Source organism: Sphingobacterium anhuiense (assembly GCF_042686355.1).
Taxonomy (GTDB): Bacteria; Bacteroidota; Bacteroidia; order Sphingobacteriales; family Sphingobacteriaceae; genus Sphingobacterium; species Sphingobacterium anhuiense.
Genome location: NZ_JBHUPE010000005.1, coordinates 550,686 through 567,702, shown reverse-complemented (window position 1 = coordinate 567,702; position 17,017 = coordinate 550,686). Strand labels below are relative to the sequence as shown.

11 protein-coding genes are annotated in these 17,017 nt (G+C 35.2%); 8 read left to right on the top strand and 3 right to left on the bottom strand.

From position 1 onward, the window contains the following. Window positions 1-17: 17 nt before the first annotated feature. On the bottom strand, window positions 18-1,490 hold the full coding sequence (locus tag ACFS6I_RS14260; protein ID WP_380921620.1) for a glycoside hydrolase family 76 protein: 1,473 nt from the start codon (window positions 1,488-1,490) through the stop codon (window positions 18-20). 343 nt (window positions 1,491-1,833) lie between these two features. Here ACFS6I_RS14260 and ACFS6I_RS14255 point away from each other — a divergent pair, with 343 nt between their 5' ends. Further along, window positions 1,834-4,410 (top strand): Kelch repeat-containing protein, encoded by a 2,577-nt coding sequence (locus ACFS6I_RS14255; protein ID WP_380921618.1) that lies wholly within the window; start codon window positions 1,834-1,836, stop codon window positions 4,408-4,410. 81 nt (window positions 4,411-4,491) lie between these two features. Here the strand turns inward: ACFS6I_RS14255 and ACFS6I_RS14250 are convergent, their stop codons facing one another. Further along, window positions 4,492-5,832 (bottom strand): sulfatase-like hydrolase/transferase, encoded by a 1,341-nt coding sequence (locus ACFS6I_RS14250; protein WP_380921616.1) that lies wholly within the window; start codon window positions 5,830-5,832, stop codon window positions 4,492-4,494. Between the two features lie 669 nt (window positions 5,833-6,501). Here ACFS6I_RS14250 and ACFS6I_RS14245 point away from each other — a divergent pair. The 4 genes from ACFS6I_RS14245 to ACFS6I_RS14230 all read left to right on the top strand — a co-directional run bounded on the left by ACFS6I_RS14245 (window position 6,502) and on the right by ACFS6I_RS14230 (window position 11,969). Beyond that, window positions 6,502-7,707 (top strand): MFS transporter, encoded by a 1,206-nt coding sequence (locus tag ACFS6I_RS14245; protein WP_380921614.1) that lies wholly within the window; start codon window positions 6,502-6,504, stop codon window positions 7,705-7,707. A gap of 118 nt (window positions 7,708-7,825) precedes the next feature. Beyond that, window positions 7,826-8,245, top strand: a complete 420-nt coding sequence (locus tag ACFS6I_RS14240) for an SRPBCC family protein (RefSeq protein ID WP_380921612.1) — start codon at window positions 7,826-7,828, stop codon at window positions 8,243-8,245. A 311-nt stretch (window positions 8,246-8,556) separates the two neighbouring features. Next, a complete protein-coding gene (locus ACFS6I_RS14235; RefSeq protein ID WP_380921610.1) occupies window positions 8,557-10,806 on the top strand; it encodes a TonB-dependent receptor in 2,250 nt (749 codons plus the stop codon). A gap of 2 nt (window positions 10,807-10,808) precedes the next feature. Further along, a complete protein-coding gene (locus tag ACFS6I_RS14230; protein ID WP_380921608.1) occupies window positions 10,809-11,969 on the top strand; it encodes a PepSY-associated TM helix domain-containing protein in 1,161 nt (386 codons plus the stop codon). Between the two features lie 282 nt (window positions 11,970-12,251). On the opposite strand, the gene ACFS6I_RS14225 is transcribed toward ACFS6I_RS14230, so the two are convergent. Next, on the bottom strand, window positions 12,252-13,235 hold the full coding sequence (locus ACFS6I_RS14225) for a polysaccharide deacetylase family protein (RefSeq protein ID WP_380921606.1): 984 nt from the start codon (window positions 13,233-13,235) through the stop codon (window positions 12,252-12,254). 90 nt (window positions 13,236-13,325) lie between these two features. On the opposite strand from ACFS6I_RS14225, the gene ACFS6I_RS14220 reads away from it, so the two are divergent. The 3 genes from ACFS6I_RS14220 to egtB all read left to right on the top strand — a co-directional run bounded on the left by ACFS6I_RS14220 (window position 13,326) and on the right by egtB (window position 16,878). Beyond that, the gene (locus ACFS6I_RS14220) at window positions 13,326-14,162 is read left to right on the top strand and encodes an AraC family transcriptional regulator (protein ID WP_380921604.1); all 837 of its coding nucleotides are present in this window, start codon (window positions 13,326-13,328) and stop codon (window positions 14,160-14,162) included. 534 nt (window positions 14,163-14,696) lie between these two features. Then, a complete protein-coding gene (locus ACFS6I_RS14215) occupies window positions 14,697-15,680 on the top strand; it encodes an L-histidine N(alpha)-methyltransferase (protein ID WP_380921602.1) in 984 nt (327 codons plus the stop codon). Window positions 15,681-15,687: 7 nt separating this feature from the next. Beyond that, window positions 15,688-16,878 (top strand): ergothioneine biosynthesis protein EgtB, encoded by a 1,191-nt coding sequence (egtB, locus tag ACFS6I_RS14210; protein ID WP_380921600.1) that lies wholly within the window; start codon window positions 15,688-15,690, stop codon window positions 16,876-16,878. Window positions 16,879-17,017 lie beyond the last annotated feature (139 nt).

The window sequence follows — 17,017 nt, the reverse complement described above, 5'->3', positions numbered from 1 at the left end:
CAACCTGCTATTTAGCTTTATTTCGATTTGTCTAATTCGTATTGCGATAAAATAGCATATTGCGCAGCATATGTAAACATGAACATACCTTCCAGATTATTTTTATTTTGATCGATGTCCCATCCCTTTAATAAATCTGTTGGTAAAAAACCATCCTTCAAGAAGTGTTCATATCCATAATCAAGATTCTTTTGAAAAGACTCCATGTAACTTCCTGCTTTTCTATAATTAGGATAAATATTAAAAAATCCCCGGAGTAGGATACCGTTAAACCAATTGTTGAATCCGGAGGATTCGTACGTATAATATGCCGGAATCTGTTTTCCCAGTTTTGCAAAATACTCGAAACTAGCATGAGATAATGACTGTGCATCTTCCCTATATTTTTTTGATTTTGTTACACGATACAGATCTGCAGCTCCAGAAATCATCGTTCCGCTATTATAGGAAAATAAAGGACCTACGGCAGTTTTCAAGAGTGTATTTGCACGGTATCTCGTTCCATTTACATTCTCATATGCGATAGTACAATCCGGAAAGCAATCTCCCATCATATCTGTATAAACACCTTGGTTATTTAAAAGGTAACGTTTTTGCCAATCGTAGACTTTTTTTGCAAAACTTAGATAATAATCACCTTTATTTAACATTTTAGAACGACGTGTTTTTTTGTCTTTTGGATCGACATAGCGATGCTCGATCTGATCAGATTTATGCTTATAGATTTCGTGCAGCCATACCAAGGAGCTAACCATTGGACCGTTGCTACAAGCATGCTTGGTCACATAACCTGGGCCCCAGGGAATACCACCATGCTCTTTATTTTTGTCATCTAGTGTACTATCCCAACCGTCAAGAACATAGGCCGTCAAATACTCAGCCTTTTCTAAAAAGACTTGATCATTCGTTAGGTGATAGGCGTCTAATAATTCACGGACAAGCCACATTTGGTCATCGTAAACATTCAGTATCCCAGTAACATTCGCTTTCCCCTTTTCTCGAACACGGTCTACCGCATAGACTGCCCACTCTTTTTCTTGTGTAAATGACGTCAACTTAAAAGTACCTAGATAATAATCAGCATTATCAAATAGTTTTTTCAATAAATCGACATAACGCTTGTAATGTCGATTAAACAATAATACATTGTCATTTTCCTTTTGAAGTTTAAGACTTGTTAAAATTGCATTAACAGCTTCTATCGAAGCTGTATACATCCAAACACTCCCCCTTTCAGAAGATAGTTCTTTCGTATCCGGGTTGTAAAATCTAGCCATGGTCATCTCATCACCTGAAAAATAGGTAGCGATGGATTTATCAACAAGCTGAATGGAACGCACTAAATTTTGCGTTTGAAGATCTGAAACATTATTACCATCCTCGCCATTTCGCATCGTGGCATAGGTAGGCATTAAAAAACAAAACTGTACAAACAGTAATAGTGGCATAGCATGAATAAAAATGCTTTGTAGCTTTCTTAAAAATTTCATAAGAAGAATCTGGTTTATCATTAGTCAGAATTTTGCCCATGATTAGGGCATTAAATTCTGGAACAAGATAAGTGGAGTCGATTAATTTTAGGGTTAAAAAGGGGTTAATAGGCAAAAATAAAACAATAACCCGGTTTTATTTTAATGCTATAGCGTGTTAAAAATCAGAAAACATGTAACAACGTCTTTATTTCATTTGATTAATTTTTTGTATACTTTTAAGGTATTAAGATGTTGAAAAATTAGTTACTAACCATTAAATCATCTACGAAGGTTTATACGCTCGCCCTTTAAAGGGAATGATGCGTCCATACTTCTGGATTTAAGTTTTTGATTGCCCTTTATGAAATTCTATTATATATATTTTGCTATTTACTTATTCCTGCCGACGCTATCCTTTTCACAAGGACTTAAATTTAACGGAGGTCATCACGCAATCGATAAACGTACTTCTTATGAAGTTTTTGGAGAAAACACAATTTCATTTGAAGGACTATTTGATATTGACTTTCAACTTGCAATCTATGGCACCAACTCACTGGGGAATATCCTTAGAGTTCAAAACAAGGAAAATAATACCATCTATAACCTGTTTTATGACGAAGAAAAAGATCAGTGCATCTTCAGACTAAATGAAGAAGGAAAAAGTAGTTTGATCATAGCCAAGATAGATCGTCGGTTATTAGACAACAACAGCTGGTTTCCGGTTAAATTAACCTTTAATCTGACACAAGGAATTTTTAAACTTCAAATAAAAAACAAAGTTTTCGCATCCAAAAAAATTAAGCTCCCTAACCCCTATTTTCCAATCATTACTTTCGGAAAAAGTGATTACCTGATCGATGTCCCAAATATGGGAATTAAAAACCTATCCATTGGAAATAAAAACACCAAATATGTGTTCCCCTTGAGGGAAAATGAAGGTAATATCGTTCATGATTTTGAAGGAAATAACTATGGTTTAGTAAGCAATCCCGAATGGTTGATCAATGATTCTTACAGATGGCAATTAGTACAGACCTTCAATTCGTCGATTCAAGCAGGCTCTAATTATAATGAAAGCAGAAAAGAAATTTATTATTTCAATCGCGATTCTATATTTATTCATAATATCAAAACGAATGACACTCGGAAAGTTGCTTTTCAAAAAAAATGCCCTGTCGATCTGATCCAAGCAACCAATTTTCTCGATGTAAAAGCAAATAAGCTTTATGTTTATGAATTGTATCATAATTATCCCTATGAGGGCCCCACCGTCGCCAGTCTTAATCTAGATAGTTTTACATGGACTATTGAAAGCTATGATCGTGTCCAAAAGGAACTGCATCACCATGGATTCTTTTTTGATCAACAAGCAAAGCAATACTACATCTTCGGAGGATATGGAAACATGTCCTATAGTGACAAATTCTATCAATATGCCGTTGATTCTACCAAATGGCAAAAACTTGAAGATTTTACCGGAGATAAGCTCTTCCCACGATATTTTCTATCTGCGGGCTATATGGAAAACAACCGTACAGCATATATTTTTGGAGGAATGGGAAATGAGTCTGGAGAGCACATTGTTGGAAGAAAATACTATTATGATCTACACAAAATTAACTTAGATACTAAAAAGGTGACAAAAATGTGGGATATTCAATGGAAAGATAAGCATGTGGTACCTGCACGCGGTATTGTATTCCTAGATCAGTCACACTTTTATGCCTTATGTTATCCCGAGCATCTCACCCGATCAGCAATCAAGCTTTATCGGTTTTCAATCCAAGATGGAAGCTATGAAATATTAGGTGATTCTGTAGCCATATATTCGGACAAGATTTCAACACGGGCACAGCTTTATTATGACCATCAACTTGGACGTCTACTCGCTTTAGTACAAGAGTCAAATGATGATGTTAAGTCAACATTAAAAATCTATTCCCTAAACTCCCCTCCTATCTCAGAAACAGAATTAAGCAATTATCCCAAAAAAAATAATAAAATTAAATATCTGATTTTTGTATTATTCGGAGGAACTGTTGCAATAGGAGCTTACATCATGCTCAAAAGAATCTCTAATAAAAAAACAGGGCGACATATGATCTTACCAGTACCTGCAGGTGTAGCTGATAGCAATAAAGAACATTTGTTGATCAAGACTAAAAAATTAGCACCCATCGGTAAGTTAAAACCAAGTAATAACGAACCCGCTGTCTGGAAAAATAACTTACAAGCCAATGCAATCTATTTATTTGGAGAATTTACGGTATTAGATCGCAATCAAAAAGATATATCCCATTTATTTAGTACACGACTGAAACAAGTTTTTTGTTTGATTTTAACCCACGCAGGTGAATCCGGGATTTCATCCGCATTATTAAGTCATCTGGTATGGCCAGACAAATCTGAAGATAAAGTGAAAAATTCAAGAGGCGTTACAATCAACCATTTAAGAAAAGCATTAAGTGAATTGGATGGGATAGAATTACGCTATGAGAAAGGGCGTTTTAAAATTGAACAACATGCCGATTTCTATTGCGACTATACGAGATGTATGAAACTCACTTCATCTATTAACAACACTGAAAACAGAGATGAATTAATTCATTTACTACGGCGGGGAAAGTTCTTACAAGGTACCAATCACTCTATGTTTGATTCAACTAAGGCTGATCTAGAGAAAAATATAACACCTCTTTTAATCACTGAAATCTATCAAAGTATGGAGAAACATGCCTATAACGATAGCATAGCATTGGCTGAAGTTATTTTTCTATTTGACCCTCTCAATGAAAATGCCTTATTTATGGAAATTAAAGCAATGATTGCTTTAAAACTGCACCAAGAAGCTCGCATACGTTTTCAAAACTTTGCTAGCGAATACCGGAACATCATGGGGGAAGACTTCCCTTTCAACTTTGAAGATATAGCCTAATTTTACATCTTATGAATTTAAAATCTCCAATCAAATGTAACTTAATCATTTGATCGGAGGTTATCTTGAGTTGCCGAAAAACTATTCCTTTTCATCGAAAGAATTAAATACCCTTTTAAGTTCCGTCAGTTTTTCAGGATATTCATGAATCAAATTCGTTCTTTCACTCGGATCCCAGGCAATATTAAACAATTCCTCTACCGTCTCCTCCGTTTTGCCTGAGATTAAATTTGTTCGTTGTTTAATAATACGATATTTCCAATCACCAACTTTCACAGCTTCTGGTTTACCATAATTAACCAAAAAAATTGGTCTATGGACATAGTTTAAATCAGTCTCTTTACCTTCCAGTAAATTATGAATTGATTGTCCATCTAGTTTTCTGTCTGGTAAAGAAGATCCCGTCCAAGAAGCAATAGTTGGTAAAATATCTAAATTACTGATAGAAGAGCGAATAACTTTTCCTTCCGGGATAATTCCCTTCCCGAAAACAATAAAAGGAACTCGGGCACCGCCTTCATAAGTCAGCGCTTTCGAACCTTTAAATACGCCAGCAGTTCCAACATGCCAATTTTTCGTCTCGCCGTCATCTGACATACGAGCAGGATACTCAATCCAAGGTCCATTATCACTAGAAAACATCAAGATGGTATTTTTATCCAGACCCTTAGCCTCTAATGCGTGCCATAATTGGGCAATATACTGATCCAGCTCATACAAGACCGCACCAAGAGGACCTGCATTTTGTGCACTGGCATAAGGATTTTTCTTGTTTGAAAATGCCAATGGAAGATGAGGGAAATTATGTGCATAATACAAAAAGAAAGGTTTGTCTTTTTTTTGCTTATTGATAAAATGAAGTGCTTCACGGTGATAATGCTGACTTAGATCCGAATCATCAGGAGCAAATACTTCAGGAGTGCGATTTCTAAAAAGTTTAATAACAGTATCCGTTTTCACATAAGGTGCACGATAATCATGGCTATAGAGCATACCATAAAAGAAATCAAATCCTTGTGCATTGGGTAGCGATTCGGCTTTATCACCAAGATGCCATTTTCCTACTAAAGCTGTTTGATAGCCCCTCTGCTTTAACATTTCAGCGATCGTTACCTCAGCATCAGGTAGACCTAATTCCGAACCAGGACCGATCGGTTGAGGCAAGTTATAACGAGAAGCATAACGTCCAGTCAATAACGACGCACGGGATGGCGTACATGAAGGAGTGGAAACGACATAATTTGTAGCCCGTACACCTTTACTCGCTATTGAATCCAAAAAAGGTGTTTGAATATTCGGACTTCCATAAGATCCCAAATCCGAATACCCCATATCATCCGTCAATATAAAAATAATATTAGGAGGTTGTTTTTGAGCATATAATAAGGAACCAAAACTTATTCCCGATAACAGTAACAACATTCTTTTTATACACGACACGATACTCATAATAGTAATTTCTTTTTTTAAATTAATCAATTAGGATTTATAAAAATTAAAAACTGCTGCATGTTTATTAAAACCTTTGCAGGGACTACATTTTCGATCTTCCAATATTAAATAAATGGCATAATCAATTTCAGAACTGCAAGATTGATTTATAATTGCAGACCAATATAATTAATAAATTGTGCGACCTACAATAAAAAACCTATTAAAATACGAAAACGATTTCATTCCATCAATTTCAATAACATCATTTAAATGTAAAACATAGCCGTAAAAATAACATTAAACCGTTATGAGATTATAAAAAAAATCCTGTAACATCAGCAAGACAGTAAATAAAAAACAAAACATAACCAACTCATTACAAATACTATAATAAAAAAATAAAATTTATTTTCGGAAATTAAATAATCAAATAATTATGTAAAATGTAAAATCATATACCATCCACGTTCTGTAAACATTAAAAAACAAGTATCCATCTTTATTGAATTTTATACCTTTGCCACATGAGTACATTCAAAAAATAGGTTACATATGTCATATGTAACTTTTGCGACATTTCAGATATCCTCAAGAACATTCGCTAGCTAAAGAAATCCTATTTACGTTTATCTCATTTGTTTTCAATAAACAATACACATGCAAGAAAATACTTTAAATTCACGAAAATCATTTGCTCCGACACTAATTGCATTCGCATTGGTTCCAATTTCGGGCTTAGCAACAGACATTTACCTACCATCCATGCCACAGATGGCAACAGAGCTAGGACTGGCAGAAAGTAAGATTCAACTCACCTTATCCCTGTTTTTAATTAGTTATGGTATTTCACAATTCTTTGCCGGTGCCCTTGTTGATGCATGGGGAAGATATCGGATTACCTTAATTTCTCTTTTTCTATTTACAATCAGCTTTTTTATTACAGCCACAACTGATAATATTATTGTCATTTATATGATGCGCATACTGCAGGGAATACTATCCGCTTTTGTTGTAGTATCAAAACGCGCCTATTTCGTTGATGTGTACGAAGGTGAAGAACGAAAACGATACCTGAGTGCCATCACTATCGTTTGGTCATTAGCGCCAATTATTGCTCCTTTCATTGGCGGATATTTACAGGCACAATTTGGATGGCGCTCTAATTTTATGTTATTAGCAGCTTACAGCATTGTGCTCTTCATATTAGAACTCATTTTTTCCGGTGAAACAATCCGTCAGAAAAATCCACTTCAATTTGAATATTTAGTCACTGAATTTAAGACCATGCTTCAAACGAAAGACTTTACATTTGGAGTGCTCATGTGTGGAATAAGCTATGGTTTAGTTATGTTCTACAATCTAAGTGGACCATTTTTCATTGAACACAATTTAGGTTATAGCTCCATTACGACCGGATACACTTCCTTATTAATGGGGCTTGCATGGATGTCCGGTGGGTTTATCGGTCGTGCACTAATCAAGAAAGCGCTACTACCAAAATTAAGATATGCTAATTATTTACAAATTGCTTTCATTATTTTAATGATTATAATATCTCCGTATATCACAAATCTCTTTACATTATCACTATTCGCCTTCTTGATCCACGTTACCGCAGGATTTATATTTAATAATTATTTCGGTTACTGCTTAGGTCGATTTCCTTCATCTGCAGGAATTGCAGGTGGCTTAGCAGGTGGTATAACTTACCTCGTCACTTCTGCATTAAGTTATATTGTCGTGAGTCTCGTGAATCCAGAAACACAGACTGAGATAGGTATTGGTTATGCAGTATTTGCTGTTTTGGGTTTCGTTACCCTGATGATAATTAAGGCGAAAAAAGCATACAAACAATGGACGTAATCACTAATTTTAGATTATTCTAAAAATAAATTGGCGAAATTATACGTTTTTACCTTAACATTTTAGAAAACTTAAAATGAGCTTCTTTCAACTTTTTTAAATATTTCACCAAGGTATCATGATTACGTCTTCAATAGTAATACAAAAAAAAGCATCAATTATCTGGGCGATACTGACCGATAAGAATCAATTCAAGCAATGGTATTTTGACATTCCTGATTTTGCATTAGAGAAGGGGTTAACATTTCATTTTTATGAGCCTGGTGGTAAAAATAAATTTTTACATGAGTGTACAATACTTGAAATTATTCCTAATAAAAAATTAGTTCATACCTGGACTCATCCCACCTTTAGTCAGGGTGTAACAACAGTTAGTTGGTTACTCCAGGAAAATGAAGGATTAACAACTGTTTCTTTACATCATGAAGGTATCGAAAACCTTCATGATGCAGGCCCCGAATTTGCTAGAGAAAACTATCAAACCGGATGGGATCAGATTCTCAGCAATCTCAAAAAGTTTGCTAATGAAAAAGATTAATAAATTTCCCAAAAGCGGGTATATTTTATAAAAAGCAATTGTAATCTAATTCATAAACTTTTTAGAGTAGTAAACTCAGAATAAGACCTGTAGAGTTTATGCCTAGTAACTAATTACTGCTAAAAAAAATCAAATAATAATTTCACTCGAATTAAATAGATTGTATATTTGCCTATTGTTTAGAACAAATCTAAATCAACATAAGAATATTACAGATGCCTATTTCATTCCCTTCCATCTCTAATAGATGGAAATTTCTAATTCTAATAATACCATTACAGGTATTCGTTTTCATTTGTCAAGCACAACAAATGACTATAAAAGTCAAAACAGAAAAAGATCTTCCAATTGCTGGAGCTACGGTACGTTTAAATCAACAACTATTAGGAAGTACAGATACAGCTGGTGTGTTGATCACAACAAATGAAAAAATAGCAAATCAAAAAATATCAGTGTCTGCGATAGGATTTAAAGAAAAAATCCTCAGTTTATCAAATAAACCCAACAATAATTTAATCAGCATCACTTTATTGGCAAGTACAAATGTATTGGATGAAATCGTTGTTACGGCCGGAAGAAAGCCAGAAAGTATTTCAACAATACCATCCTCTATCACAATCTTGAATCAACAAGATATACAAGCACAAACCAACATTACGAACAATTTAGCTACGGTACTTGGTAATGCAATTCCGGGTTTGGGTACCTCGACCAATAAAGCTACAAATTCTGGACAGACCCTTCGTGGACGTGCCGTACTTGTTTTGATAGATGGAATCCCGCAATCAACACCGCTTATGAATGGAGCACGTGACCTACGCACCATCGACCCTAATGTGATTGAACGTATCGAAGTAATAAAAGGTGCTACTTCAATCTACGGAAATGGTTCAGGTGGTGGAATTATCAATTACATTACCAAGAAAAACAAAGACGGTAAAAAGATTAGTGGTCAGACCATTTTGGGAACATCAATAAATCCATTTGATCCCAAGGAAACCTTAGGTTACAAACTTTCACAACAGCTTTCAGGACAGGTAAATAAATGGAGTTACACCGTTTCTGGTTCGGCAGACTACACCGGTTTACAAAGAGATTCCGATGGTTTACCTCTTGGACAAACTGATGGACTTTCCAATTCCTATCAGTACAATGGCTTTATGAAAATTGGCTATCAAATTGATTCAAGCAGTACATTGACTGGATTTTACAACTATTATGGAAGTACACAACGTGCTAAATATATCAGTAAAAACGGCATCTATGGTCAGTCGCCTACAATTGGAGTTAGAGGAGAAGAACCAGGCAAACCCGCAGGTACACCTTACAATCACAATGCGATGTTAACCTATTCAAAAAGTAATCTTTTTCATTCAACCCAATTGGATGTAACAGCTTATTTAAATTCCTTCAGTTCAATGAACAGATACGTTGCTAGTGGAACGGCTTGGTATGGTCCTGGACAAACCATGATCAACTCTAATAAAAAAGGATTGCGCTTAAATCTGAATACTCCATTTCAGCTTTTTTCTATTCCAACCGAAATAACTTACGGTTTAGATTTATTAAAAGATGTAACCTATCAAGATTTAACAGATGGACGTGTATACATACCAAAAATGAATATGGTTAATTTTGCCCCCTATGCGCAAGTAAAAGCCGACCTCATTGAAAATTTGATCTTTAAAGCCGGGCTTCGGTATGAAAATGCAACCGTTAAAGTCAACGATTACAATACCATAGCTACTGGTCCGAATGGAGAAGGAAGTATATTGGTAAGCGGAGGAAATATTCCATATAAAGCGACAATGTTCAATGCAGGATTACGCTATACTAAATACGATTATTTCAACCCTTTCGTTAGTTTTTCGCAAGCATTTGCGATCAATGAATTAGGTCGTATTTTACGCCGTGCTAAAGAAAATACAATCGGTAATTTAGAAACAGACCCGATCATTACCAATAACTATGAAGCTGGTTTTTCAAGCCGTTTCAGTATCTTCAATATTTCAGCCTCTTACTACATCAGTACTTCGGATTTAGGTGTTAATTTAGTAGATGTTGGTGGTTTTTTAATGCCTCAGCGTGAACCTGAAGAAGTAAAAGGATATGAAGTTACTCTTGATGCGCAACTGAGTCAAAAATTGAGCGTCGGTGGAAGCTATGCTTATGTAGAAGGAAAAGCAAAAATGGATGATGGTAGCAAAATTTATCTTAATGGATCTCGGATTGCACCACCTAAAGCAACAGGTTTTTTAAGTTATAAACCAAACCAACAGTTAAATCTGCAATTGTTTTGGATACACACTGGAGCTAGAGATCGATTTGCGCTCAATGACAAAGGAAAATATAACAATAGTGAAGGACCAATCAGTAATGTCGACCTCTTCAATTTATCAGGTAACTACAATTTGAATAAAAATTGGAAAATAGGCTTCGGAATAGAAAATATATTCAACACATCTTACTACCCTACAGTTAGTCAATACCGTGCATTGGATGCCGAGTACGTAAAAGGTAGTGGTACTGTCACTTCATTAAACCTTCATTATCAATTTTAAGAATGATTAAGGCAGGTTTATTATGGCTACATAAATGGCTAGGCCTCTTTACAGGCCTAGTTGTTTTTATTGTTAGTTTATCGGGTTGCTTTTATGTTTTCTATGATGAGCTTAAACTAATAGTCTATCCTAAAAAATACTATACTCAAGATTCAGTTGGAGAAAATAGTAAGTTACTCCCACTAACGCAGCTGATTGATATTGCTCAAAACGCTTTACCTAAAGGTGAAAAAATAAGTAGAACAGATCTCTACCTCTCACCAGATAGAACTTGGATATTTCGTGCGCTAAAAACGGATGAACATGCTTTTGGCAATAATCAATATTATATTTACCATAAACGCGTATTTATTAATCCTTATTCGGGTAAAGTACAAGCGGTAGAAAACTCCAAAACAGAATTTTTTCAGATCGTCTTACAACTTCATATGAACTTACTATTGGGCGCCATGGTAGGCCATTGGGTAGTAGGAATTTCGGTCATCATATTCATAATAATTTTAATAACAGGTATCGTCTTATGGTGGCCTAAAAAATGGACTATCAAAAAATTAAAAAGACAGCTTTGGTTTGATTTTAAAGTTAAATGGAAACGATTAAACTATGACCTGCATCAAATCTTAGGACTTTATAGTTTCATTTTCGCCCTATTAATTGCATGTACAGGTATTGCATTTACATTTCCCGCATTTAAAACTTTTTATGTCAAATCGCTCAATGGTTTCGATAGCACAAAAGAAATTGAACAACAGGAAAAGTTCGAATATGTACCACAGAATCAGTCTAAAATATTAGATAATGCACTCAATTTCACCATATCAAAACACCCAAATGCAGATATGATGTCGATTCGTTTACGTAAATCTCCAACAGATCCACAAGATATTCAGGTGCGGTTCATTAAAGATCGTACCGGCGAATTTATTTGGTATTATTTTAACAGAGGAAATGGTCAGATTGAAAAAATAAAACAATCGGAAAATGCTCCCATAGGTGATAAAATTGGCGCGATGAACTATGACCTTCATGTGGGTAATTATGGAGGTATAGCCACTAAAGTTTTACATTTTTTCATCGCTTTAATATGCGCATCACTTCCTATTACAGGAACAATCATTTGGTTAAACAAGAAGAAAAAGAAAACCAAAAAAAGAATTAAATAATTTCAATTATATAATAACATAAAAAGGAAAGCCATCCTTATAGATGGCTTTCCTTTTTTAATAAGAATTTATTTTTTGTCTTTTCTATTTTCAATATTTAATAACAATTTTACCAATTGCAGTAACACTTTCTAGAAGCCTATGCGCTCTCCTATTTTTCTAATTATTACTACTAACTACTATTTTTTTTAAATCTATAAATGAAATAAGGAGCAACTCCAATATCTTCACCTTAAATCAATAAGCTATGGATCAGCAAAACATTAGTTTTTATAGTTTTCATTATTGATTATTATATTTTCGTTCGGACTCATCTCTTGGTGTTTTAGGATCATGGAGCACCATCTTCGCAATGTCATCCTTACGCATAAAAACAACCCCATCTTTATCTTTGACATATGTAATAAAATCATCCATTGCTTTTACAACAGCTGGAGTTCCCCCAATACGATCATGAAAACTTATACTCATCATTCTTCTTTTTGATTTACCCTCCTCATACAGTTGATCGAACTCCATCTTCAACTGCGAAAGAAACATTTCTGGAGTCCAATGATTGCCTGCTATATTGACAATATCATTGTTACGAAGCGTGTAAGGCATGACCACAAAGTCCTTTCCATTTACGGTTGTTAAAAAAGGTTCATCATGGCTCAAGTCATCTATATGATATAGAAACCCCAGTTCTTGTAAAATCTTTAAAGTATTAGGACTTCTACGTAACCAATTTGCATTATATCCAACGGCTCTTTGTCCCGTAATACGCTCAACAGTATCTACACCTCTTTTTACAAAATCTAGTTCTTCATTATAATCTTTATTCCATTGGTCATCCCATGAAATTCCATGGGCAGCTATCTCATGTCCATCTGCAGCAATTGACTTGGCGACTTCGGGATATTTCGCCGCGGCTGTCCCAACGACATGAGAAGTCACTTTGATATCGTACTTTTTCCAAAGATTTAGCATGCGATAAACGCCTTCTACAGCCCCGTACCTATACCAACTTTCAGCCGGTAAATCGGGATTTCCCACCGGTAAGGGATTACCCGAAAATGGACTTTCAGCTCCAGCCGGCTGTCCCCCTGTTTCAAACTGCATAGAAACAGATATCACCAGCTGAGCGCCATTTGGCCATTGCTTGGTACTAGAAATAGAATCAGAAACTGAAGATTGCACATCAGAACTTTGCCCATTATTTTTGCAAGAAGCAAAGACGAGTATAGTTGCTAAAATAGCAACTATAGAAATTGATGATTTATACATAGTAATTATTTGTTTTTACAAAAATATTATGAAGCAAGCGCTTAAATCTGTAATTTTTCATCGTATGTTTGTACAAATCAATTACTATGTATGCAAAGGTTTAATAGCTATTACTCATTAAATGTATTTGCTCTGGAGCTGGATAAATGGGATTTCCCAGAACATAAGCACAATTTTTATGAAATTATTTTCGTTGAAAAGGGAACCGGTGATCATATCCTAAATGATGCTCGTATACCATATGAGGCCGGAGATGTTTTTATCTTAAGGCCTGAAGATGGACATTATTTTGAAATAAAAGAATTTACAAAATTCATCTTTCTAAAATTTAATGAGCAATTATTTACAGAAAAGTTGGCCGGAAGCAAAACAGCCAAATGGTTAGAAACGACCCAAACTTTACTTCAAACAGCCTCAACAATAAATGGAAACATAGTAAAAGATGAGGTTGACAAAATTCATCTCCACTATCTGTTCCAAATTCTATTGCGTGAGTTCTCAAACAATTGTGCCTACAGTAGAGAATTGCTGCTGGAACTGTTTGGTGGTGTCATGATGCTCTTGGCCAGAGCGCAGTCTACAGTCCAATTTGGACTAGAATGCCCATCGAATACTGAAATAGATAAATTAAGCCAAATACTAAGTTTTACCCGGATGCATGCCTTGAATCCTGAAAAGATGAAAATTGACAATATAGCATCCCAATTTAATATGTCTCCAAACTACATCAGTATCTATGTCAAAAAACATAGTGGCCAATCCATCCAGCAACATATCATCCAGACCAAAATAAAAACAGCTAGTCAACTATTAAAAAATGGTCGGTATAACATTAATGAAATTGCGCTAAAACTTGGATTCTCCGATGCAAGTCACTTCAATAAAATTTACAAGAAATATACAGGAGCAAGTCCTAAACAAAAGTAAAGACAATTGCTTTAAACGGTATAAGATATTGCATTATATAATTCATCAATGAAAACTGTTTACAAAATATCCTCTCTCTTGAATATAATAGCATGGACGCTAATGTCTCTCGTTATTATTGGAAGCGCATATCATGATATGAGGCACCTTATGCTCAACAGCTCAGTAGGAATAATGGTCCTGATCATACCAATTTTCACCTATAAAAAAAGACAGAATATCTTAAGCTTATGGGAACATTCTGATAAATTAAACAGTCAATCCTGGAGAAACTTTTCAATACTAAACATCATAGAGTCTTTTTTCGTTTTATTAATTGGATTTGCTGGTTTATCGGCTGTACTATCAAGAGCATTCGGAGAGGGCTACCCTATATTTGGGTAGAAAAAATAATTTAAGATCAAGATACAGTCCTCACCTATCGCTAATACTCTTTCCCCACTACAATCCGACATCCTACCCTAAGCATTTCTCATTAAGCAAACAAGTAGTCGTATTCAACTGTTATCTTTCAAGAACAGTAATATAAGAAAGATGAATAGCAGTCTCCACAGCGAAAACCCAATAGAAACAATAACTAAGCATAAATTCCTAATAGAGGTATTAGAAGATTTAAAAAATAATCCAAAGAGATTATCCTCTAAATATTTTTATGATAGTAAAGGAGATCATCTCTTCCAAAAAATCATGGCACTGGAAGATTATTATCTTACAAAATGCGAACTCGACATCTTCAAAAATCAGACAGCTGAAATTGCTAATTTAATATGTTCAGATGACGAACCATTTGATCTGATAGAATTGGGAGCAGGCGACGCTGTGAAATCCACATTTCTATTGCAACACCTTGTTCGTAGAGAAGCAAACTTTACTTACATGCCGATCGATATATCTGGTAATATCCTTTCAGTTTTAAAAACAAATCTTAACGATGCAATACCAGCTTTAAATATCATCTGCCTCAAAGGTGAATATTTTGAGATGATCGAAAAAGCAATGACAATATCGTCAAATCGTAAAGTAATATTGTTTTTAGGAAGCAATATTGGTAATATGGAAATTGCGGATGCTGAACAGTTCTGCTCCAAATTGAAGAGTAAACTAAATCATGGAGACAATGTATTAATAGGTTTTGATTTAAAAAAGCATCCTAAAACGATACTTCGTGCTTATGATGATCCAACAGGTGTAACTGCAAAATTCAATCTTAATCTTCTCCTTCGCATTAATCATGAACTCGGTGCTAATTTCAACATAAATCAATTTGAACATTATCAAACCTACGATCCCTTAAATGGCGCATGTAGAAGTTATCTCATTAGCCTAACAGAACAACAAGTGACACTCGGCGAGGAGCAGATCTCATTTGTGAAAAATGAACCCATTTACATGGAGATATCACAAAAATTCTCACCTTCTGACATCCGAGAGCTCGCCAATAGCTCTGGTTTTAACTTTGTCAGCGAACTATACGATTCGAAAAAATGGTTTATGGATGCAATATGGGAAATCAAGTAAAAAAACGATGATGAATACAAAACATACAATAACCGATCACATTACAGATTTAGAAGAACAATATTGGACTATTCGAAATCACTCTGTACATATATGCGCACCTTTAGCCATTGAAGATTATGTTGTGCAGCCAATAGTAGATGTCAGTCCTCCAAAGTGGCATTTAGGGCATACAACATGGTTTTTTGAAACATTTTTATTGATTCCTTACTTTCCTGAATATCAAGTTTTCGACTCACAGTATAATTACGTCTTTAACAGTTACTATGAAACTGTAGGCGCGCGGGTCATCCGAACCGATCGTGGAAATTTAAGCCGTCCATCCGTAGATGATATTTACAAGTATAGAGCTTACGTAGATGAGCAAATGCAGTTATTTTTTGAACAAAAACGACATCACTTACAGGAAGTATTAACTTTGCTCGAACTGGGACTTAACCATGAACAGCAACATCAGGAATTACTGATTTCAGATATCAAATATATTTTGGGACACAATCCACTTTTCCCATCCTACAAAAGCGATCCAGAACCTTCAAAATCAGAATTCGTAAATAACGAAATGATTACCTTTTCAGCCGGAATATACGAAATCGGATTCGAAGGAAAGGGGTTCTGTTTCGATAATGAACTTGGGAGACATCAAGTCTATCTACAAGAATTCGAAATTGCTACACAAGTTGTCAGCAACGGGGAATACTTAGAATTTATAGAAAACGGAGGGTATCAAGACTTTCGCCATTGGCATGCTGAAGGTTGGGACTGGGTAAAAGAAAATAATGCTCATGCACCACTATATTGGCATAAAATTGACAATCAATGGATGCACTATACATTATCAGGTCTAAGAATATTGGATCCCAATGAAGCGCTCAATCATATCAACTATTTTGAAGCGGCTGCTTATGCAAATTGGAAAGGAATGCGTTTACCAACAGAGGCCGAATGGGAAATCGCGGCTGATAACATACATTGGGGCGACCGATGGGAATGGACCGGAAGCGCCTATCTGCCTTATCCAGGTTTCAAAAAAGAAGCTGGTGCGGTAGGCGAATATAATGGAAAGTTCATGGTCAATCAAATGGTTTTACGAGGTGCTTCGGAAGCTACGTCAAAAGGACATAGTAGAAAGACATATCGAAATTTCTTTCATACGCAGCTCCAATGGCAATTTACAGGTATTCGACTAGCGCGATGATATCTATCACAACGAAATCAGGGCTATAATATCAAAAAATACGACAATAAATAACGGTGACATGGATTATCAAGCCTTGGCTAATAGTTTGAAAAGAACGTAGCTAATAACAACTTATGTGACCAAACAAATTTTAGAA